This is a genomic window from Sphingomonas sp. (genome assembly GCF_042091075.1).
Taxonomy (GTDB): domain Bacteria; phylum Pseudomonadota; class Alphaproteobacteria; order Sphingomonadales; family Sphingomonadaceae; genus Sphingomonas.
Map to the genome: position 1 here is coordinate 1 of NZ_JBELIE010000024.1, position 21,748 is coordinate 21,748.

The 21,748-nt window shown below is 66.3% G+C and carries 17 protein-coding genes and 1 pseudogene; 5 read left to right on the forward strand and 13 right to left on the reverse strand.

Annotated features, from left to right (window positions below; all coding sequences use genetic code 11):
- Positions 1 to 138 (reverse strand): annotated as a pseudogene (hisG, locus tag ACFDSW_RS04160) (ATP phosphoribosyltransferase); the annotation flags it as partial.
- A 26-nt stretch (positions 139 to 164) separates the two neighbouring features.
- Here hisG and ACFDSW_RS04165 point away from each other — a divergent pair.
- Complete coding sequence (locus ACFDSW_RS04165) at positions 165 to 1,325, forward strand: DUF2332 domain-containing protein (protein WP_375249015.1); 1,161 nt, start codon at positions 165 to 167, stop codon at positions 1,323 to 1,325.
- A 49-nt stretch (positions 1,326 to 1,374) separates the two neighbouring features.
- Here ACFDSW_RS04165 and gorA read toward each other — a convergent pair whose 3' ends face one another.
- Both gorA and pgi read right to left on the reverse strand, forming a co-directional pair.
- Positions 1,375 to 2,724: a glutathione-disulfide reductase gene (gorA, locus tag ACFDSW_RS04170; RefSeq protein ID WP_375249016.1), complete on the reverse strand. Its 1,350-nt coding sequence runs from the start codon at positions 2,722 to 2,724 to the stop codon at positions 1,375 to 1,377.
- A 231-nt stretch (positions 2,725 to 2,955) separates the two neighbouring features.
- Complete coding sequence (gene pgi / locus ACFDSW_RS04175; RefSeq protein ID WP_375249017.1) at positions 2,956 to 4,446, reverse strand: glucose-6-phosphate isomerase; 1,491 nt, start codon at positions 4,444 to 4,446, stop codon at positions 2,956 to 2,958.
- A 73-nt stretch (positions 4,447 to 4,519) separates the two neighbouring features.
- On the opposite strand from pgi, the gene lepB reads away from it, so the two are divergent.
- Together lepB and rnc are read left to right on the forward strand one after the other, a co-directional pair.
- Positions 4,520 to 5,347 (forward strand): signal peptidase I, encoded by an 828-nt coding sequence (gene lepB, locus ACFDSW_RS04180; RefSeq protein ID WP_375249018.1) that lies wholly within the window; start codon positions 4,520 to 4,522, stop codon positions 5,345 to 5,347.
- On the forward strand, positions 5,344 to 6,060 hold the full coding sequence (gene rnc / locus ACFDSW_RS04185) for a ribonuclease III (protein WP_375249019.1): 717 nt from the start codon (positions 5,344 to 5,346) through the stop codon (positions 6,058 to 6,060). Before lepB ends, rnc begins: the two co-directional genes overlap by 4 nt.
- Before the next feature lie 18 nt (positions 6,061 to 6,078).
- Here rnc and ACFDSW_RS04190 read toward each other — a convergent pair whose 3' ends face one another.
- The gene (locus ACFDSW_RS04190) at positions 6,079 to 8,445 is read right to left on the reverse strand and encodes a TonB-dependent receptor (RefSeq protein ID WP_375249020.1); all 2,367 of its coding nucleotides are present in this window, start codon (positions 8,443 to 8,445) and stop codon (positions 6,079 to 6,081) included.
- Positions 8,446 to 8,585: 140 nt separating this feature from the next.
- The gene (locus ACFDSW_RS04195; RefSeq protein WP_375249021.1) at positions 8,586 to 8,996 is read right to left on the reverse strand and encodes an EVE domain-containing protein; all 411 of its coding nucleotides are present in this window, start codon (positions 8,994 to 8,996) and stop codon (positions 8,586 to 8,588) included.
- 137 nt (positions 8,997 to 9,133) lie between these two features.
- Between ACFDSW_RS04195 and ACFDSW_RS04200 the strand changes: the two genes are divergently transcribed.
- Both ACFDSW_RS04200 and ACFDSW_RS04205 read left to right on the forward strand, forming a co-directional pair.
- The gene (locus tag ACFDSW_RS04200) at positions 9,134 to 9,505 is read left to right on the forward strand and encodes a hypothetical protein (protein WP_375249022.1); all 372 of its coding nucleotides are present in this window, start codon (positions 9,134 to 9,136) and stop codon (positions 9,503 to 9,505) included.
- A gap of 105 nt (positions 9,506 to 9,610) precedes the next feature.
- A complete protein-coding gene (locus ACFDSW_RS04205; protein ID WP_375249023.1) occupies positions 9,611 to 9,883 on the forward strand; it encodes a DUF3297 family protein in 273 nt (90 codons plus the stop codon).
- A 19-nt stretch (positions 9,884 to 9,902) separates the two neighbouring features.
- Here the strand turns inward: ACFDSW_RS04205 and ACFDSW_RS04210 are convergent, their stop codons facing one another.
- From ACFDSW_RS04210 to ACFDSW_RS04245, 8 genes are all read right to left on the reverse strand, one after another.
- Positions 9,903 to 10,973, reverse strand: coding sequence for an NAD(P)H-dependent flavin oxidoreductase (locus ACFDSW_RS04210; protein ID WP_375249024.1), 1,071 nt, complete (start codon positions 10,971 to 10,973; stop codon positions 9,903 to 9,905).
- Positions 10,970 to 12,823 carry an ABC-F family ATP-binding cassette domain-containing protein gene (locus tag ACFDSW_RS04215; protein WP_375249025.1) on the reverse strand — a complete coding sequence of 618 codons (1,854 nt, stop codon included), beginning with the start codon at positions 12,821 to 12,823 and terminating at the stop codon, positions 10,970 to 10,972. Before ACFDSW_RS04215 ends, ACFDSW_RS04210 begins: the two co-directional genes overlap by 4 nt.
- 55 nt (positions 12,824 to 12,878) lie before the next feature.
- Positions 12,879 to 13,823: a rhodanese-related sulfurtransferase gene (locus tag ACFDSW_RS04220; protein WP_375249026.1), complete on the reverse strand. Its 945-nt coding sequence runs from the start codon at positions 13,821 to 13,823 to the stop codon at positions 12,879 to 12,881.
- Positions 13,820 to 14,623, reverse strand: a complete 804-nt coding sequence (locus ACFDSW_RS04225) for a LytR/AlgR family response regulator transcription factor (RefSeq protein ID WP_375249027.1) — start codon at positions 14,621 to 14,623, stop codon at positions 13,820 to 13,822. The genes ACFDSW_RS04220 and ACFDSW_RS04225 overlap by 4 nt, the downstream gene beginning before the upstream one ends.
- Positions 14,623 to 15,807: a sensor histidine kinase gene (locus ACFDSW_RS04230; protein WP_375249028.1), complete on the reverse strand. Its 1,185-nt coding sequence runs from the start codon at positions 15,805 to 15,807 to the stop codon at positions 14,623 to 14,625. Before ACFDSW_RS04230 ends, ACFDSW_RS04225 begins: the two co-directional genes overlap by 1 nt.
- 99 nt (positions 15,808 to 15,906) lie before the next feature.
- A complete protein-coding gene (locus tag ACFDSW_RS04235; RefSeq protein ID WP_375249029.1) occupies positions 15,907 to 19,302 on the reverse strand; it encodes a carboxypeptidase regulatory-like domain-containing protein in 3,396 nt (1,131 codons plus the stop codon).
- 224 nt (positions 19,303 to 19,526) lie between these two features.
- The gene (locus tag ACFDSW_RS04240) at positions 19,527 to 20,759 is read right to left on the reverse strand and encodes a cytochrome P450 (RefSeq protein ID WP_375249030.1); all 1,233 of its coding nucleotides are present in this window, start codon (positions 20,757 to 20,759) and stop codon (positions 19,527 to 19,529) included.
- An 87-nt stretch (positions 20,760 to 20,846) separates the two neighbouring features.
- Positions 20,847 to 21,748, reverse strand: a 902-nt coding sequence (locus tag ACFDSW_RS04245) for an ABC transporter permease (RefSeq protein ID WP_375249031.1), incomplete at its 5' end; no start/stop codon positions are given.

Here is a 21,748-nt window from a genome sequence, read left to right on the forward strand (position 1 = left end):
GTCCTCGTCGCCGAACGCCGCCTCGGGCACGATCCCGGCGCGTGCGAGCAGCGGTAGCGCCTCTTTCAGGATACGGCCCTTGGGCACGGCGATGACGATCGGATCGCGGGCGGGATCGGCGGAAGCACTGTCGGACATGGCGGAGCGGCCTTACGAAAGGGGGCGTGACGGCGCAACGCTTGACGGTGGCGGTGGCGAGGCAGAAAGCGGAGCGGGAGGGCCAGTGGATGGCGAACGAGACCGACAATCGCGCCGCGTTCGAAGTGCAGGCGCAATATTGCGACGCGATGGCCGCACCGATCACCGCGCGGATCAGCCGCGCGGTGGGGCGGGCGCTCACCCGTGACACCGCCACGGGGCGCCGCGTGCTCAATTGGCCAGGCGAGCCGGTGGCGGATGCGGTGGTGCTGCGGCTGGTGGGCGGCCTGCATGCGCTGCATCGCGGCGGCACCGGCGGCGCGGGGCTGTCGGCGGCGTTCGACGGGCGCGCCACCGATTCCGATAAGGTCGAAGCGGCGATCGCAGACGCGATCGCGACGCATGACGCGCTGCTGCTGCCGTGGCTCGATGGCCCGCCGCAGACCAACGAGGCGGCGCGCTCGGCCGGGCTGATGACCGGCCTGCTGCACGTTGCCACCACGCTGGGGCCGCGCGTCGAGGTGCTGGAGATCGGCTCCAGCGCCGGCCTCAACCTGTTGATCGGGCGAATGCGCTTCGATCTGGGCGGGGTGATGACGGGGCCACCGGATTCGCCCTTGTCGATCCGCCCGGCATGGCGCGGGCCGCCGCCGCCGCCGGGCGAGCTGGAGGTGGTTGCCGCGCGCGGCGTCGATATCGCTCCGGTCGATGTCGCCGATCCGCGACAGGCGGCACGGCTGGAGGCCTATGTCTGGGCCGACCATCAGGAGCGGCTGACCCGGCTTGCCACCGCGATCGCGATGGTGCGCGCCGATCCCGTCGATCTGGTCAGGGGCAATGCCGCCGACTGGGTGGAGGCGCAGCTTGCCCTGCCGCAGATGGCGGGAGTCACCCGCGTGCTGATGCATTCGGTCGTATGGCAATATCTGACCGTCGCCGATCGCGATCGGATCCGCGAGGCGATGGCGGCGGCGGGGGCGCGCGCTTCCGTCGAACGCCCGCTCGCCTGGGTGATGATGGAGCCGAACCGCGATCTTCATCGCCATGAGGTGCGGGTGCAATGCTGGCCCGGCGACCCGGCGATGAAGCTGGTGGCGCTCACCCATGCGCACGGCGCATGGGTGGAGGGATTGTCGCCGCCCTATCAAACGCGCGACTATGTGATGCGGCGCGGCGCGTATGAGTGAGGGGGATCCGTTCGGTTGAGGTTGGACGGGGCCGTCCGCGTGCCCCACGCTATTTCAGCAGCACCAGTTCCTCGGCCATCGTCGGGTGCAGCGCCACCGTCGCGTCGAACTGCGCCTTGGTCAGTCCGGCCTTCACTGCCACCGCGGCGGTCTGGATGATCTCCGGCACGTCGGGGCCGATCATGTGGATGCCGACGACGCGATCGGTCTCGCCCTCGCACACCATCTTGTACAGCGCGCGCTCGTCGCGCTCCGCCAGCACGTTCTTCATCGGGCGGAAGTCCGACGAATAGACCCGTACCGAGCCGAACTTCTGCCGGGCCTGGGCCTCCGTCAGCCCAACCCCCGCCAGCGGCGGGTGGCTGAAGACCGCGGAGGGCACGCAATCATAGTCGACGACGGTGTTCTTGCCGCCGAACATATTGTCCGCGAACGCCTGCCCCTCGCGGATCGCGATCGGGGTCAGCTGGATGCGATTGGTGACGTCGCCCACCGCATAGATCGACGGACAGGTCGAACGATTGTTCTCGTCCACCTTCACCGCGCCCTGATCGTCCAGCTCGACCCCGGCCGTGTCGAGACCGAGCCCGTGGGTGTTCGGTTTACGCCCCGTGGCGAACATCACCATGTCGACGATCGCCGGTTCGTGATGCGACATGCTGACCTTCAGGCAGCCGTCATCCATCTTCTCGATTCCCTGGAAGGTCGCGTCGAAGCGGAATTCCAGGCCCTTCATCATGCTGATCTGCAACAAGCGATCGCGGATCTGCAGATCGTAGCCGCGCAGGATCTCCCTGGTGCGGTTCATCAGGATGACGTGTGCGCCGAACTGATGGAAGATTCCCGCGAATTCGTTGGCGATATAGCCGGCGCCCGCGATCAGGATGCGCTTGGGCACCGCGTCGAGATGAAACGCCTCGTTGGAGGTGATGCCAAGCTCGTGCCCGGGGCATTCGGGTACCGCCGGATGCGCGCCGACCGCGATCAGGATCGTCTTCGCCGTTTTCGTCGTGCCATCGGCCAGCGTGACCTCATTCGGCCCCGATACCGTCGCGCGCTGCGGAATGATCTGCGCACCGTTCGATTCGAGCGTCGTCGTATAGGCCTGATTGATGCGATCGACCTCTTTCAGCACGTTGTCGCGCAGGCGCGGCCAGCTGAAATTGCACTCGTCGGGCACGTCCCAGCCGAAATGGCGGGCGTCGCGCAGATCTTCCGCGAAGTGCGCGCCGTAGACCAGCAGCTTCTTGGGCACGCAGCCGCGGATCACGCAGGTGCCGCCGACGCGATATTCTTCCGCCACCGCTACCTTCGCACCGTGCGCCGCCGCCACGCGCGCGGCGCGCGTTCCCCCGGAACCGGCGCCGATCACGAACAGGTCATAGTCATAGTCGGACATGGGCAGCTCCGGAATATATCATGCGATGATCGCGTCTCGCGCATTGAACCGGCGGAAGGCCGGAAGGTGCCGTGCTGGTATCAGCGCCGTCGGCCATCACCGTTCGCAGTCGTTCGAGCAGCCGATCCGTCCGATGGCGTTACGGCACTTCCGTCAGGATCATGCCTCGCCAGCGGTCATGCGTCGATGGATACGTGGCGTGAAGCCATACACACCGTCGTTCGGACTGACCTAGGCGAGACCGGCGCGCGCGATCAAGTCGGTGGTGGAGGGGTCGAAATCGCCGCCGCCCTTCGCCGCGGCCTTGGCCATTTCCTTGCCCAGCTCGACGCCGAACTGATCGAAGGAGTTGATCCCCAGCAGCACGCCGTTCACGAACGTGCGATGCTCGTAAAAGGCGATCAGCGCGCCCAGCGTCCGCGCGTCGAGCCGCTCGAGCAGCAGCGTCGAGGAGGGGCGGTCGCCGGGGTAGCTGCGCGCCGGATCGTCGACCTGCTTGCCCTTCATCAGCGCGGCGCCCTGCGCGAAGGCGTTGAGCAGCAGTTGGCGGTGATGCTCCTCGGGCAGGGTATCGCCCGCCTCGATCACCGCGAGGAACTCGACCGGGACGATATGCGTGCCCTGATGCAGCAATTGGAACACCGCGTGCTGCGCATCGGTGCCGACCCCGCCCCAGGTGATCGGGGCGGTCGGGCGCGTCACCGGGGTGCCGTCTGCGGTAACGCCCTTGCCGTTCGATTCCATCTCCAGCTGTTGCAGATAGGACGGCAGCAGCCGCAGCCGCTCGTCATAGGCGAAGGTGGCCCGCGTTTCGCAATGGCGGACCTGAGTGTAATATAGGTCGGCGAAGGCGGCCAGCGCGGGGGCGTTCTCACGCAGCGCGGACAGTCGGAAATGGCGGTCCATCTCCGCTGCGCCGTCAAGCAATTCCTCGAACTGGTCCCAGCCCAGCTTGATCGCGGCGGGAAAGCCGATCGACGACCACAAGGAATAGCGACCGCCAACGCCTTCCGAGAAGGGCAGCACGCGGGTTTCGTCGACGCCCCATTCGATCGCCTTGTCGGGTGACGCGGTGACCGCGATGACGCGACCATAGGGGTCCTCCACCCCCGCGCCCGACATCCAGGCGATGACGCTTTCGGCGTTCATCATCGTCTCGGTGGTGGTGAAGGTCTTCGATGCGACCACCAGCAGCGTGGCGGCCGGATCGAAGCGGTCGAACACGTCGTCCAGCGCCATGCCGTCGACGTTCGAGACGATCGCGACGTCATACCGTTCCGAGTCGCGTCCGAGCGCATCGACCAGCAGATGCGGGCCCAGCGCCGATCCGCCGATGCCGACGTGCAGCACGTGTCGCACCGGGCCGAACGCATCCGCCTCGATTGCGTCGATCACCGCGCGCATCCGGGCGTGATAGGAGGCCGCACGGGCGACGCTATCGGCCTTGCCCTCGCCGCGTTCGGCGGTGTGTTCGACGGGGCGATCCTCGGTCTCGTTGACGTGCTCGCCAGCGAACATCGCCTCGCGCCGGCCGGACAGGTCCATCTGCTTCGCGAGCGCCTCGAAAGCGTCGATCGCCTCCCCGGTCAGATGCGTTTTCGACCAGTCGAAATGGATACCGGCAACGTCGAGCGACAGCCGCTTCAGCCGGTCGGGGTCGGCGGCGAACAGCGCCTCCAGCCGGTCGGAGGGGAGGGATTCGATTCGAGACCAGTCCGCCATCAGTCGTCTTCCCTATCTTCGTCGGCCCAAGCGATGCTTGACGCGCACGCGCCGTTAGGCGACGCGGGGCATCATGGCTACCCCTGCTGATACCGGAACACCTCCGGTGAAAACCGCACGATCCGAAACTGGCGAGACGCTACGTTTTCTCCTCAAGCTGGCGCTGTTCGTCTTCATTTTGCGCAGCTTTATCTTCTCGCCCTTCTCGATTCCGTCGGAATCGATGCTGCCGCGGCTGCTGATCGGCGACTATCTGTTCGTCTCGAAATGGAATTACGGCTATTCGCGCTGGTCGCTGCCGTGGGGCCTGCCGCTGATCCCGGGCCGCATCCTGCCGCGTGACCCCGCGCGCGGCGACGTGGTGGTGTTCCGCTCGATGGGGCCGGACGATCATGATGTGATCAAGCGTGTGATCGGCCTGCCGGGCGATCGGGTGCAGATGCGCAACGGCCAGTTGTTCCTGAACGGCCGGGCGATCCCGAAGCAGCGCGTGGCGGACTTCATCGTCCCGATCTCCCCCAATTTCCCGACCGAGAAGTGCGGCACGCCGTTTCAGGACGTCGATGCCAACGGCAAGGCGATCTGCCGCTACCCGCGCTTCCGCGAAACGCTGCCGGGCGGCCGCAGCTACGAGGTGCTGGATCAGGAGAATATCCCCGAGGCGGACGATACCGACGTCTATCGCGTGCCCGCCGGGCGGGTGTTCCTGATGGGCGACAATCGCGACGATTCGGCCGACAGCCGCTTCGCCCCGCCGGTCGGCATGGGGTATATCCCGATGGAACGGATCCAGGGCAAGGCGATCGTCACCTTCTGGTCGACCGATGGCTCGGCGTCGTGGCTGCTGCCGTGGACGTGGTTCTCCGCGGCGCGGTTCAGCCGGATCGGGCAGGGCTTTTGAGCGAGGCGCTGGCGGACTGGGTCGAACGGTCGTTCGGGGTCCGCCCGGCCGACATCGCCCCATTCGTCCGCGCGCTGACCCATTCCAGCCACGCCGACGGGCAGCACGGCGACAGTTACGAGCGGCTGGAGTTCCTGGGCGACCGCGTGCTGGGCCTGGCGATGGCGGAATGGCTGTGGGAGACGTTTCCTGACGAGCCAGAGGGGCTGTTGTCGAAACGCTTCAATGCGTTGGTGACTGGGGCGGTATGCGCCGATGTCGCGCGCTCGATCGACGCCGAGCGGCATGTCCGGCTGGGCAAGCAGGCGCAGGGCGACGGCGCGCAGCATAGCGACAATGTGCTGGGTGACGTGCTGGAGGCGTTGCTCGGGGCGGTTTATCGCACCGCCGGCTTCGATGCCGCACGCGCGGCGGTGCGGCTGCTGTGGGCGGACCGGCTGCATGCCGAGGCGCGTGCGCCGCAGCATCCCAAGTCAGCCTTGCAGGAATGGGCGGCCGCGAACCGCCGCGCGGTGCCCGCTTATGCGATCGTCCAGCGCCAGGGCCCCGGCCATGCGCCGCGCTTCACCGTGCGTGTGAGTGTCGGCAAGGACAGCGTCGAGGCCGAAGGATCGAGCAAGCAGGACGCGGAGACAAGCGCCGCCAGGACGCTGCTGGAACAACTCGAGGAACAGGCGGCGGCGAACGGCGCGAAGAAGCGCCGCCGCCCGTAACCCCGATGCTCGCTGCCGCTACTGGAAGCGCCCCGCGAACGACACGCCGACGATACGGGGTTCGTTGAACACCGCCGCGTTGTAATTCTCGATCACGCCCTTCAAGTTCTTTTCGTCGGTGATGTTGCGCGCGAACAGCGCCAGTTCGTAGCGACCGTCGGCGGTGGTGTAGCCGGCCTTCAACCCCAGTTCGAGATTGCCGTCGGCGTAGAATTCGCGCGTCTTGTACAGCACGAAATTGGTGTAACCCTGCATGTTCAGGTCGCTGGCTACGAACAGATTGCCGTTCTCCGTCAGCGGGATGTCGTAACGCACCGCCGCATCGATCTGCCACCGCGGAGCGTTCGGCAGCGGATTGCCGTCAATTTGCGCCAGGACGGCGGGTGCGCCGAAGATAAGGGCGATGCGCGTCGGATCCTGCACGGTGCAGGTGACCGCCCCGCCAAAGGCGCACACCTGCGCGAAAACCCGCGGATCACGGATTTCCGTGTGGATCGCGCTGCCGCCCAGCGAGAAGGCGAGGTTGCGGATCGGGCGCCATGATACGTCCGCCTCCACGCCATAGGCATTGGCATGATCCGCGTTGAACAGCACGCCATTGCCATTCGCGTCATTGCCGTTGAGCTGGATGTTGTCGACGCGATAGGTGTAGCCGGCCGCATTGAAGCGCAGCGTGGAGGTCGGGCGCGTCTTCACACCCACTTCATAGGAAACGATCGTTTCGCTGTTGGCGGTGGAGAAGGGGGTGTTGAACACCGCCGATCGGCCCTGGATCGTCGGCCCGCGGAAACCGCGCGCGATGCGGGCATAGATGCTGGTCGTCGGATCGATCTCGTACAGCGCCGACACGTCCCAGCTCGGCTCCTTACCGACCAGCCGGACGTCCTTCGGCGCGGTCGGGTTGAGGCGGGCGAATTCGTCCGATGTGCCGGCGGCGTTCAGCACCGGCTTGATCAAGGTCGTCCGCTTGCGATCCTCGGTATAGCGCGCGCCGCCGGTCAGCGTCAGCCGGTCGCCGATGCGATAGCTGGCCTGGCCGAACACCGCCCAGCTGGTGTTGGCATCGTGCAGCCGTACCCAGTTGTTCGGATTGCGCCCGGTCACGCCCGGCAGCAGGAAGAAGCTGCGCTGATAGAATTCGGTGATGTCGCGATTGTCGAAATAGAAGCCGCCGACCTGCCATTTGAAATCGGTGTCGCCGTTGCTGGCGAGCCGCACTTCCTGCGTCCATTGATCGAGATCGGCGATACGTCCTTCGCTCTGGCCGAAGCCGACCCCCCCGAAATTGACCGCCGCGCCGCCATCGGTATCGCCGCGGCTGTAGCCACGGGTGGTTTCATAAGCGGTGATCGAGGTCAGCGTCGCCGGACCCAGATCCAGCGCGGCGTTCACCGACCCGCCATAGGTCTTGTACGCCTGTGGAGTGTTGTTCGCCTCGTCCGCGCTGACCCGGTCGCGCGGTTCCCGCCCGATATTGCTCGATCCGCGTTGCAGCGCGCCGCGATGGAAGATGGTCGACGTGCCCTTATAATCGCGGACATGGCCCGACACGTTCACCGACAGCGTCTCGCTGGGGGTGAACAGCAGTTGCAGGCGCGCGTCGCGTTCGTCGAACCCGCCCATCGTGTCAGCGCCGCCGCGCGTGCCGTCCGCGCCGACGCCGGTGAAGGTGTTGTCGACCCAATTGTCGCGGTGCTGCAGCAGCGCCGAGGCGCGGAACGCGATCTTGTCGGTGACGATCGGGCCGCCCACGCCCATGTCGAGCGCAACCGTATTATAGGTGCCGTAGCTGGCGTTGATGCGGCTGCTGTAGGTCTGGCTGGGGCGGATCGTATCGAACTTGATGATGCCCGCGGTGGTGTTGCGCCCGAACAGCGAGCCTTGCGGCCCGCGCAGCACCTCGACCTGTGCGACGTCGTACACCGGGTTCGACTTTAGCACGACATGCTCTAGTACGACATCGTCCTGGATGATCGACACCGGCTGCGACGCGCCAAGGTAGAAATCGACGTTGCCCAGCCCGCGAATGTAGAAACGCGGGAAGATGCGGCCGGTGGTGGTTTCCGCGTACAGCCCGGGCACCCGCCCGGCCAGCGCCAGCACGTCGTCGCCGGCTGCCTGGAAGGTGCGCAGCGCGTCGCCATCGACCACGGCGACCGACACCGGAACGCGCTGGATATTCTCGCTACGGCGCTGCGCGGTGACGATGATCTCGCCCACCCCCTCGCCACGATCGGTGGTGTCGGTGCCCGGCGCGGCGGCGCGTTCATCGCCGGCCTGCGCCACCGCCGTCTGCGTCGCGGTGGGCGCGGCGATGGCGGGGGAGGCGAACAGCGCCAGCACGGCGGTGCCGGCGAGCAGGAGGGAGGTCGAATGGTTGCGCATGAAAGCCCCTTGGTAAAATCATGGCAGAGGGCGCGCGCCGGCCCCCCTCGCGCTGCGCGCGATGGTGCCAGTCTGACTGTCTATGATCCCCCTGCTTACCGGGCGTCGCTACCCTCGAATTATGTCGGGATCGTGAAATGTTACGAATTATGTCCGCCTGACAAGGCGATAATCGCGTCCCATTGATCGGTGTCGACCGGGCTGACCGACAGTCGCGACTGGCGCAGCATCGGTAGCGTCGACAGGGCCGGGGTCGCCTTCATCGCGGCCAGCGTCACTGGCCGGGCAAGCGCATCGATCGCACGGATCGTCACCGCCACCCATCCGCCGTCGTCCCCGTCGGGGCGGGGATATTCGGTCACTTCGGCGATGCCCACCACGGCTTTCTCCGCGCCGCTGTGATAGATCAATATCCGGTCGCCCGGCACCATCGCCCGCAGATGCGCCGCAGCGGCATGGTTGCGCACCCCGTCCCAGGCGGTATGGCCATCGCGAACCAGATCGGCCCAGCCGTAGCTGCCCGGTTCGGTCTTCATCAGCCAGCCGGCCATCGTGCGCCTCCTGCATCCCACATGAATATCGCGTTCCGGCCTGGTTCAGCCCGAATCGGGCAAAGCATGCAACAGGCTCGCGGACCTGTGCGTTCTGGCCAGCATGCGAACCCTGTAGACCGGAGGAGTAGTCCGAGATGATGGGTATGTGGAAGAAGGCGACACTGGCGGTGGCGCTGTCCGCGTCGGTGCTGGCCACCGCCGCGCCGGCGGAGGCGCAGCGTTATTGGCATCGTGGTCGGGGCGGCGGTGATGTCGCGGCAGGCGCGATTCTGGGCGGCGTGCTCGGTCTGGGGATCGGCGCGGCGATCGCCTCCAGCAATCGCGATCGTTATTATGACCGGGGTTACTATAATCGCGGCTATTACAACGATCCTTATTATGCGCCGCCGCCCCCGCGCGTCGTGTATCGCGAGCGTTATTATGCGCCGCCGCCGCCCCCGCCACGGGTGTATGAGCGCGATTATTACTACAGCCAGCCGCGCGGCTATTACGGCTACGGCTGGTAACGTCCCCCATTACCCGGTCGGGCAACGGGACGCGGGGCGGAGGGGTGACCCTCCGCTCCGTTTTTTTGTGGCCGCGACGCGCCGAATGCGGCAAAGGCGCGCGCCATGAGCGACACCCCTCCCGACCATCTCTCGATCGATCCATCGAGCCCGTATTTCGACCAGGCCGCGCTGGAGCGCGGCATCGGCATCCGTTTCAAAGGCGTCGAGCGCAAGGACGTGGAGGAATATAGCATCAGCGAAGGCTGGATCCGCGTCGCCCTGGGCAAGAAGGTCGATCGCCGCGGCCGTCCGCTGACGATCAAGCTGACCGGCCCGGTCGAGGCGTGGTTCGAACGTGGGGCGCAGGCGGACGCCGCCGACGGCGAGGCGCAGTAAACACCCGCCGCGACGCGGCTCAGGCGGGGGACCAGCCCGCCGTCGTCATCTCCGCCGCCAGCGTCGTCACCAGGGCACCGGCGGGCAAGGCGCGCGCCAGCGGAGCCCCCTGACCCGCCCAATGCGCGCCATAGCCATGCTCGCCGCGAGCAATGGCGGCGGCATGCAGCGCCTTGCCCGCGTCATAGGCGATCGGATAGGCGGGGGGCGTCACCGTCGTCGTGGCCTCGGCCAGCGCGGTGAAGCGATTGGCGAGGCAGCGCGCGGGACGGCCGGAGATCGCCGACGTCAGCCGCGTATGCGCCGCGCCCGGCCCATGCAGGGCGGCGCGATAGCCCGCGTCGGCGGCACTTTCCGGGCAGTCGATGAAGGCGGTGCCCAGTTGCGCCGCCGCCGCCCCCAGCGCCAGCACCGCCGCGATTCCCGCGCCATCCATGATTCCGCCCGCCGCGATGACCGGGCAGGTGCCACGACGCGCCAGCAGCCGGGTGAGCGTGACGGTGGTCAACGCATCGTCGGGCAGGGCGGGATCGAACAGCCCGCGATGCCCGCCCGCCTCGATCCCCTGTGCGACGATCGCGTCGAGCCCGGCACGTTCCACCGCCTCGGCCTCGGCGAGGTTGGTCGCGGTGGCGAACAGCATGATTCCAGCGTTGCGCAGCGCCGCGATCGTCGCAGCGGGCGGCAGGCCGAAGTGAAAGCTGACCACCGCGGGTCGTTCCTCCAGCAGCATCGCCAGCATGTCATGATCGCACGCGAAGCTGCGATACAGCGGGCGCAGCGTCGCGGGCGGCGCCGCGCCGACGGCGGCGAAATGCGGCGCGAGCGCGTTCAGCCAAGCCGCCTCGCGTGCGCTATCCGGTGAAGGATCGGCGTGAACGAAGACGTTGACGTTGAACGCGCGATCGGTGGCGGCGCGCACCGCCCGGATCATCGCACGCGCGCCCGCCGCGTCGGTGGCACCGACCGCGATCGCCCCCAATGCCCCCGCCTCGCACACCGCCGCCGCCATCGCGGGGGTCGATACCCCCGCCATCGGCGCCTGCAGCAGCGGCACCGACAGCGCGAGGCGGGTGGCGAGCGGGCTCACGCCGCCTCGAGCGCCTCGCTGGCGTCCAGCCAGCGCGCCTCCGCGGCTTCGATCGCCTCGGTCAGTTCGGCGCGGCGCTTCATCAATTCGGTCATCGTCAGCCCGGCGAAGGGCGGTTCCGCGGTGGCGGGATCGAACATCGCGCGATCCACCGCCGATCGTTCGGCATTGAGCGCGGCCAGCTCCGCCTCGCAATCCTTGGCCAGCTTGCGCGCGGCTTTCTCCGCCTCACGCTGCGCGGCGGCGGCCTTGCGATCCTTCTTGCTCACCCGCGCGTCGGCGGGCTTGTCGTCACCCGCCAGGATCATCGCGACATAATCGTCGAGGCTGCCGTCGAATTCGCGCGCGGTGCCGTTGTCCACCAGCACCAGCCGGTCGGCGGTCAGCTCGACCATATGGCGATCGTGGCTGACGAGGATGACCGCGCCCTTATAGTCGTTCAGCGCCTGCACCAGTGCCTCGCGCGCATCGACGTCGAGGTGGTTGGTCGGCTCGTCGAGGATCAGCAGATGGGGCGCGTCGCGGGTGATCAGCGCCAGCGCCAGGCGCGCCTTTTCGCCGCCCGACATCTTGCCGACCTTGCCGGTGGCGCGATCGCCGGAGAAGCCGAACCGGCCGAGCTGCGCGCGCACCGCCGCCGGGGTCGCCCCCCGCATCACCCGTGTCATATGCGCGAGCGGGGTATCGTCGGCGTCGAGTTCCTCGACCTGATATTGCGTGAAATAGCCGACGCGCATCTTGCCCGACGCGGCCATGGCGCCCTCCATCGGCGTCAGCTGGGCGGCGAGCAGCCGGGCGAGCGTCGTCTTGCCGTTGCCATTGCGCCCCAGCAGCGCCAGTCGATCGTCAGGATCGATGCGCAGGTTCAGCCGCTTCAGGATCGGCGTGTCGGCATAGCCCACCGACGCGAGGTCAAGCGTGATCAGCGGCGGGCGCAGCGGATCGGGATCGGGGAAGCCGAACGACAGCGTCGGATCGTTCGCCAGTTCCGCGATCGGCTGCATCTTCGCCAGCATCTTGGCACGGCTCTGCGCCTGTTTGGCGGTCGAGGCGCGCGCCGAATTGCGCGCGATATAGTCCTGCAGCTTGGCGCGCTGCGCCTCCTGATTGGCCTTGGCGGCGGCGAGCTGCGCCATCCGCTCGGCGCGCTGCCGCTCGAAGGCGTCATAGCCGCCGGGGTACAGCGTGATCTTGCCGCCCTGCAGGTGCAGGATATGGTCGACGACGCCGTTCAGGAAGTCGCGCTCGTGGCTGACGACGACGATCGTCGCCTTGTAGTTCTTGAGGAAATCCTCCAGCCACATCACCGCTTCGAGATCGAGGTGGTTCGACGGCTCGTCGAGCAGCAGCAGGTCTGGCTGAGAGAACAGCAACGCCGCGAGTGCCACCCGCATCTTCCACCCGCCGGAGAAGCTGTCGAGCGGGCGCTGCTGCATATCTTCGTCGAACCCAAGCCCCAGCAGGATCTGGGCGGCGCGTGCCGGCGCGGTATAGGCATCGATCGCGATCAGCCGCTCATACACATCGCCCAGCCGATCCGGGTCCTCGCAGGTTTCGCTTTCGATCATCAGCGCCGCGCGCTCGGTATCGGCGGCCAGCACGGTGTCGAACGGCGTAGCGGTGCCCGATGGCGCTTCCTGTGCGATATAGCCGACGCGCGCGCCGCGCGGCATGTCGGCGCTGCCGCTATCGGGCTCGAGCAGCCCGGCGATGACGCGCACCATCGTCGACTTGCCCGCGCCGTTGCGTCCGATCAGGCCGACGCGGCTGCCGGGCGGCAGCGCCGCGCTGGCGCCATCGAGGATCGTGCGCCCGCCGAGGCGGACGGTAATGCCGTTGAGGTTGAGCATGCGCGCGCCTGTACCGCATCACGGGCGGAGCGGAAAGGGTGGGGTGCAGGCGCGGCTATTCGTCGGCGTGGTGCGCGTCGAATACGCGCCCGACATGCGCCTCGCCGCGTGCCTCGGCGAGGCGTTGCTGGCGATGGCGCTCGGCATAGCCGGCGCGGCGCACGGGGTCGCGGGTTCCGTGGCAGGCGGGACAGCTTTCGCCCTCCACATACAATGGCGACGCTCGGTCGGCGGCGCTGACCGGCATGCGGCAGCCGTGGCACAGGCCATATGTCCCCGGCGCCAGCCCATGCCCCACCGCCACCCGCTGATCGAAGACGAAACATTCGCCCGACCACAGGCTGTCGGATGCCGGCATTTCCTCCAGATAGCGCAGGATCCCGCCGTCGAGATGGTGGACCGCCTCGACCCCCTCGCTTTTCAGGAAGGCGGTCGATTTCTCGCAGCGGATCCCCCCGGTGCAGAACATCGCGACACGGCGCTTTTCCGCCATCAGCGTGTCGCGGTGGGCGCGGAACCAGTCCGGAAAGTCGGCGAAGCTGGCGGTGTGCGGATCGACCGCGCCGGCGAAGGTGCCGATCGCAACCTCATAATCGTTGCGGGTGTCGATCACCAGCGTCGCCGGATCGGCGATCAGCGCGTTCCACTCGTCCGGTGCGACATAGGTGCCCGCGTCGGTCAACGGATCGACCGGCTGGCCCATCGTCACGATCTCGCGTTTCACCTTCACCTTCAGGCGGTGGAACGGATTGGCATCGGCCCAGCCATGCTTCAGCGACAGGTCGGCGCAACCGGGCAGCGTGCGGATATGCGCAATCACACGATCGAGCGCCTCGGGGGCGCCCGCGATCGTGCCGTTGATCCCCTCACCGGCGATCAGCAGCGTCCCCCTGATCCCCGCCGCGCGCGCGACATCGAGCAGCGACGTGCGTAGCGCGGCTGGATCGTCGAAGCGTGCGAAACGATAAAGCGCGGAAACGCGCGTGCGTTCGATGCTCAATGGACGAAGCGCGCCACCACGTCGCGATAGCTGCGGCTGACCTTCACGCTCGCGCCCGAATCGAGGATCAGGAAACATTCGCCATTGGTGTGCGGCTTCACCTGCTTGACCAGATCGAGGTTGACGATCGTCGAGCGGTGAATGCGCTGAAACCGGCGCGGATCGAGCCGCTTTTCCAGATCCTTCATCGTCTCGCGCAGAATCAGGTTCCGGTCGCCGGTGTAGATGACCATGTAATCGCCGGCGGCGTCGATCCGCTCGATCGTGTCCACGTCGACGCGGAAGATCTGGCCCTGATCCTTGATGTTGATCATCTTCTCGAACCGGCTCGCATTGGGTTGCTCGGCATTGCCGTCCCCCATCTCCGCCGCCGCCTCGGGCGCATGCTCGGCCAGCACTTCCTTCAATTTCTCCGCCTCGCCCACGCTCTGCCGCTCGGCCAGCCGCTGGCGGACGCGATCCAGCGTATCGGCGAGCCGCGATTCCTCGACGGGCTTCATCAGATAGTCGGTCGCCTGCGCCTCGAACGCGCGGATCGCATGATCCGAATAAGCGGTAACGAAGACGAATAGCGGTGGTTCGACATCCATCAGCCCCTGCACCACCGAGAAGCCATCGAAGCCGGGCATCTGGATATCGAGGAAGACGAGGTCGGGTTTATGGGTCTTGATCGCGCTGATCGCCTCGCGCCCGTTCTGGCACTTGGCGATGATCTCGACGTCGTCGTGCGGCTGCAGCCGCAATTCGAGCCCCTGGATCGCAAGCGGCTCGTCGTCGACGAGGATGGTACGAATGGTCATCACACCTCTCTGTTCGGTACTTCGAGCTGGTACGGGATCTCGATCTCGACCCCGAACCCGCCCGTCGGCATGGCACGCACATCGAAGCGGTGATCAGGCCCATAAGCCTGCGCCAGCCGCTCCCTGATATTGGCGATACCAACGCCGGTTGAAAGGCTTGGCCGGGTTTTCGTTGGCATCAAACCCGGCCCGGTGTCGGATACGCCGAGAAGCACCCGGTTGCCGACGAGCCGCGCGGTGACGCTGATTTCGGCGCCGTCCTCTTGCGGTGTCACGGCATATTTGATCGCATTCTCGACCAGCGGTTGCAGCAGCAGCGACGGCAGCCGCGCCTTTTCCACCCCCGGATCGATCTCGAACCTCGGGCGCAGGCGATCCTCAAAGCGCATCTTCTCGATCTCTAGGTACAGTTTCAGCGTCTCCACCTCCTGCGCGACCGTGACGTGCGCGGTGGGTTCGTTGGCCAGCGTGTAGCGTAGGAACGACGACAGCCGCGACAGCATCGCATTGGCGCGCTCGGTCTGCTTCAGCAGCACCAGCGTGGAGATGGAGTTGAGCGTGTTGAACAGGAAATGCGGGTTGAGCTGATATCGCAGCATCGCCAGCTGCGCCGACGAAGCCTGGTTCTCCAGATGCTCCATCTGGTCGATCTGGTCCTCGACGATCAGATAGAAGTTGATCCCGAAATACAGCGCCGACCAGCCCGCCAGCACGGTGAAATTCAGGAACAGCGTCGCCAGCAGCACCGACAGGTCGATCCCCGGTGCGGCCAGCTTGATGAAGCTGAACGAAAAGGCATCGAGCGTGGCGTAGAGGAATGTCGCCGCCGCCAGCGTGAAGATCGACAGCATGATCCCCGTCACGCGCGGCAGCCGGCGATAGAAGCCGTACAGCGTCGACAGCAGCAGCGTGATGCAATAGCCGACGATCGATTCGATGATCACCGGCACGATCGATTTCAGCGTGAAGCTGACCGACAGCGACGATACCGAGCGCAGTACCAGATAGCCGGTCCATCCCGCCGCCTGCAATTTCCAGAAGGCGCGTGATTTGTCCTCGAAGAACGGCCGCACGAACAGCGGCCGTTCGGGGGCCAGCGATACGCCCTGCGATACGACCGTGGACGAAGGGGAGCCGAACGATGCGGCCGATGCCGGCCCGGTGGTAGCAGGTGAAGTGGCCATCACGGCGGTTCTACACGGCTCGCGCGGCCGGCGCAAAAGGAAGGGCCGCCGTCCCGTGAAGGACGGCGGCCCGATGCGGCCCGGAACGGGCGGCCAGTGTTAGAAGGTGAACCGCGCGCCGATGCGGATCGTGTAGAGCGACTGACGACCATAGACCGTCTGGGCCGGGGCAACGAAGTTGCCGTTCGCGTCGGTCTGCGCAGGGGTGTAGCGATATTGCGCGCAGGCCTGACCGGTGTTCGCCGTTTGCGTCCCCGCGACGCCCGTTGCCGCTGCTGCGGTCAGGCAGGTCACGCGGACCGGCGCCACGTTGTAGGGGAAGACGTATTCCGAGATCTGGCCCCATTTGCGGTTCAGCAAATTGGTGAAGTTCTCGATATCGCCAAAGATCTGGATCCGCGACTTGCCGACGAAGGTCGGGATGTCCTGCGCCAGATGGAGGTCAAGGCGCGTGAACCAGGGGGAACGGAAGGCGTTACGCGGCGCGATCTTGCCCTGATACTTGTCGAGACCGACCGAGCGGAAATAATTCTCGATCTGCTGCTGCTGCGTCGCGCTGCCGTACGATACCTTGCTGTCGCCGCCGAAGGTCGGCACGTACAGCAGATAGCGGGTCGAGGTGCCGGTGGTGCCGAAATTGGCACTGCGCGAACCCGACGGCACCTGGTCGTTGAACGTGAAGCTGTAGTTCCGGCCGCTGCGGGTTTCGCCGAACAGCGCGATCTGCGTCTTGTACTCGCCAAAGAACGCATGATCGAACGTCACGCCGTACTTGAACTGATACTTCACCTGGTCGTTGGAGATGCCGTAGGACACGTTATTGGGGTCGACGAAGGCACCATTGCTGTAGTTCGAGCCGGCGGTCGACGAGGTCGCCGGCGCCTGGTCCTTCACGTCCTGATAGGTGAAGCTGCCATAAGCGGCGAGGCCCATGTCGAAGCGTGCGTCAAAGCGCGCGACGCCGATCCAGCTACGACCGTTGTGCGTGTTGGTCAGCAGGATGTCCTGCCCGGTGTCCGAATAGTTCGGCAGGCCGGTCGCGGCGACCGTGGTGGCCGGGCGGTAACGCTGGCGGCCATCCGGGGTGAGCGCGAACGCCCCCGACACCGGCTGCGAGCGCAGGTCGGTGAAATACACCTGGTCGCGGATGCCGATGAACAGTGCGTCGGCCCCGAACGTCAACTCGCCACCCGGCAGGTCGAAGCGATAGTCCGCGCTCAGCGTCGAGCGCCACTGGCTCGGCAGCTTGAAGTTCGGGTCCAGCGCGTTGGTGGTGGCATTGGCCGATACCGTGCCGTTCAGCAGATACTGGTTGACCGCCCCCGGAATGCTGGTCCCGCTAACGCCCTGCAACGCCGCCGCGCCGACCCCCGCAGGCAACGTGCCCTGGTTGCCGTTGAACGCGCCGCTGTTCAGCTGGGTGATCGCCACCGAGTTGCTGAGCACGCCGGTGTTCGAGAAGCTGTTCGAGACATAGACGTCCGGCGCGCCGCCGGCGAAGATGCCGACACCGCCGCGCAGCGTCAGGCGGGGATCCGGGCGCCAGCTGAAGCCGACACGCGGCTGGAACACGCCCAGACCGTTGATATAGGCATTGTTGACGCCGATCGCGGTCTGCTCGCCGTTGACGACCGCACCCGCACCATAACGCGCCGCGAAGTTCGAGTTGAACGTCGGGAACGTGTGGCCGCCGTACAGGTCGTAACGCGCGCCATAGGACAGGTCGAACGTATCGGTGACGCGCCAATTATCCTGGATGCCGAACGTATATTGCTGATAGTTGAAGCGTGCCGCCGCCTGATTGGGATCGAGCGACGGGATCGCGTTCGCATAGCTGAGGGACTGGGCGTTGCGAGCCGAGAAGTCGGCCAGCGAGTCGAAGTAATAGTTGCCGGCGCTGTTCTGCAGGAACGCATTGAAGATGCGCGTGCTCTGCACTTCCGAGAAGATGCGCAGGTCATGCGCGCCATGGTTGTAGCGCGCCTGGACGAGGCCGCCCCAGGTGTTCGACGTAAGCTCGTTGGTCTGACGCGAGTTGTCCGGGCCGATCGATACGATCGAGGAATTGGCCGGGCATTGCGTCGAGGCGTTGCTGGCGGTGTTGGTGGTGCGATCCGACTGGTCTGCCACGCACACGCGGAACTGGGCGAAGCCGCGGCCGAGCAGCGGCTGCGCCAGGCGCTCATAATCCTTGTAGAAACCACGAACTTCGGTCGAGAAATCGCTCGACCAGTCGGAGTTCAACTGGCCCACCACGGTCCACAGCCGGTTGCCCGAAATGTAATTGTTCGACGCCAGGCTGAGCCCGGTCGTCGGGCTGGCGGTGGTGAAGGTGTTGGACGAGTTGATGTTGATCTCGTCCTTGGCATAGGTGCCGGTCAGCGAGAAGCGCTGGCCGTCGGCCACGTTCCAGTCGATCTTGCCGACCAGGCGATCGTCCTTGTCGCCCGAATCGGTCACGACGCCGCCGGCGTTGTAGTTGTAGACCGACTGCGCGATCTGGATCACGCGGTTGACCTGCGCCTGCGACAAGTTGGGGATCGCGATACCGGCATTGTTGTCGGTCGGGCCCTGCTGCTGCGGGAAGCCGCCACGGATACGCTCACCCGCCACCATGAAGAACAGCTTGTCCGCGATCAGCGGACCCGACAGCTCGGCGCCGTAATTCTCCTGCTTGTACTTGGGCAGGGTGACGGTCAGGTCCTTGGTGCGGCTGCCGGTCAGGCCATCGGTCTGCTGGGCGTAGAAGCCGGTGCCCTGGAAGGTGTTGGTGCCGGAGCGCAGCACGAGGTTGACCGCGCCGCCGGTGAAATTGCCTTCGCGCACGTCATAGGGCGCGATCTTCGCCTGGAACTGGCCGATCGCGTCCAGCGGGATAGGCGACCGGCGGCTCGGCAGACCGTCGGTGTTGAGGCCGAAATTGTCGGTGATCGGCACGCCATCGACCGAGAAGCGGCTGAAGCGCGCATTCTGGCCGGCGAACGACACTGCGCGGCCGCCGGTGGGGGTGTCGTCCAGGCGCGCGAACGGATCGCGACGCTCGAGATCGCGGATGTCACGATTGACCGTGGCGACGTTCGCGATCTGCTCGGCGTTGAGCACCGTGGCCGGCCCCTGCGACAGCGACCGCGCGGTCGGCAGGCGGCTGGCAGTGACGACGATCTCGCCGCCACCCGCCGATTCCGACGTCAGTTCGACCGGCAGTTCGAAGGTCTGCGAGGCCAGCGTATTGATGTCGGTTACCTGCGCCGGGCTGTAGCCGGGCGCGGTGACGGAGACGGTGTAGGGGCCGCCGGCGCGCAGACCGCCGGTGGTGAACGAACCATTTGCGTCCGTGGTCGCCGTGTTGCGCGCACCCGACGGCACGTTGACGACCTCGACCGTCGCCCCTGCGACGGGGGCGCCACCGCTGGTGACCGTGCCGCGAATCGTCGAGGTGGTTTCCTGGGCCATGGCGGCGGCGGGCGCGATGAGCGCGATCGCAGCCACACCCATAAATAGGTTGTTTCGCATCGAATCTTTCCCCTTGGATCGCACGGCTGTTAATGCAGCGTTTATCTCTGAGGGGCCCCTGCTCCGCTTATATGTCGTTCCCGTGACAATTGAGAGAGTCGGCAACAGGGCGGCAACACATTGTTTGTGAGTTGCAAAAATGCGACATCATGGCGTCCGCCGCGACGGCTGCGGCCGGGCGCGGCGGGGGCGCCGCGCGCCGGCGGTCAGTAGCGTTCGATCTGCACCGGCAGCCGGCGATAGCCGTGGACGAAACACGCGGCCACCCGCTCGGGCGCGCCCTCGACATGGACGCGCATCCGCCGCTTTGCCATTTCCTCCAGCAGGATCGACACCTGCAATTCGGCCAGCCGCGCGCCGACGCAGCGGTGGATGCCATGCCCGAACGCCAGGTGGCGGCGGGCGTTGGCGCGATCGACCTGATAATCATCGGCATTGGGGCCGAACACGCTCTGGTCGCGATTGGCGGAGATGTACCACATCACCACCTTGTCGCCCTCGGCGATTGGTTGCCCGGCCAGCTCGGCATCGCGAAGCGCGGTACGCGCCATATGCGCGAGCGGCGTTTGCCAGCGGATGATCTCGCTGACCGCATTGGGAATCAGCGCCGTATCACCCTCCAGCTTCGCGCGCTGATCGGGGAATTGGTCGAGCGCATAGACCAGCCCCGACATGGTGTTGCGCGTCGTATCGTTGCCACCGACGATCAGCAGGATCAGATTGCCCATGAATTCATTGTGATCCATGTGGCTCATCGCGTCCGAATGGATCATCATCGAGATCAGGTCGGGGGTCGGCGCGCTCTTCGCCTTGGTCGCCCAGAGTTGCTGGAAATAGGCGCCGCATTCGTAGATCTTCTCGAGCCGCTGCTGGCGGAGCGCTTCACTCTTCGCCAGCTCGATATCGCCCATCCAGTCCGACCACAGCGTCAGTTTCGCACGATCGTGCCACGGAAAATCGAACAGGATCGCCAGCATCTGCGTGGTCAGCTCGATTGACACCCGCTCGACCCAGTCGAACCCGGTGTTCCACGGCAGATCATCGAGGATGTCGGCGCTGCGGCGGCGGATATCCTCCGACAGGCGCACCATCTCGCTGGGGGTGAAGGCGGGGGCGACGGTGCGCCGCTGCGCGGTGTGGATCGGACGATCGCGCCCGATGAACATCGGCATACGCACCTCGTCATTCGCGATCGGCGAGATCGTGAAACCGTTGGCTTCCGAGGAATAGAGGTCCGGAAGCGATTCGACCTCGACGATCGGCTTGTAGGTGCTGACCGACCAATAGGGTCCGAAATCGGACTGTTCGACCTTGTGCACCGGGGCTTCGGCGCGAAGCTGTCGGAAGATGTCGTGCCAGCTATCGTCCCGGTAGATGTCCGGTCGGCTGACATCGAAGGGATCGACCGTCATCTGCGTATCGCGCGCCAGAGTCGCCATATTTCCTCTCCACCACCTTTTGGTTGCGATGAGAAACCTAACTGACACCCATGTCAATGGGGTTTGCGAACGGTCCCGGTCGGTTCGTCAGCCGGCGCGCCCGAACAGCCGCCGCCACGGCGGCAGCGCGCTGCCGGACTGGAGCACGCCGCGCCGGAACAGCCGCGCGCCGGTGGCGATGAAGATCACCACCCACAGCAACTGCCATGCCAGCGCGGCGGCATGCGGCCATAATTCGGCGCGGCTGGCGGCATGACCCGCCATGGCGAACGGCGATGACAGCGGGAATATCTCGGCCACCGTCGCCACCCAGCTGCCGGGGCGCGAGGCGGCGGCGGAGGCGAGCGCGAACATGGCCACCTGCATCACCGTGATCGGCAGCGACAGGAGCTGGATTTCCCGCATCGTCGACGCCTGCGCGCCGACGCCGAGGAACAGCGATCCCAGTAGCAGGAAGGCGGTGGTGAAATAGCCGGCGAACAGCAGGACGAAGGCGGGGGTGCCCACCGCCGGCGACAGCGCGGTCAACCCGGCCCCCATGTCGGCGGGCAGCACCGCGCCGATCTGACTGACGACCGCACCCCAGAAGCCGACGAACAGCACCGCCACACCGAACATGCCGAGCAGCTTGCCCAGAAAGACGCTTTCCAGCGGCACCGCGGCGGCCAGCACCTCGATCACCTTGTTGTTGCGTTCCTCCGCCATCGTGCCGACCATCTGGCCCGACAGAAACAAGGGGAGGAAGAAGATGCCGAACACCGCGGCGAATGCCGATGCGCCGCGGCGCGCGGCCGGTGGTGGCGGCGCGGCGATCCGTTCGAACAGCGGCGGGGCGAGCTGCGGCATGCCCGCGCGGCGGCGCAACTCCGCTTCCCGCGCATAAGCGGCGAGCTGAAAGGCGGCGTCGCGATGCCCGGCGGCATAGACGATCGTCGGGCTGGCAAGCGGGCCATGCAGCACCGCGATCGTATCGACATGATGCCGGGCGA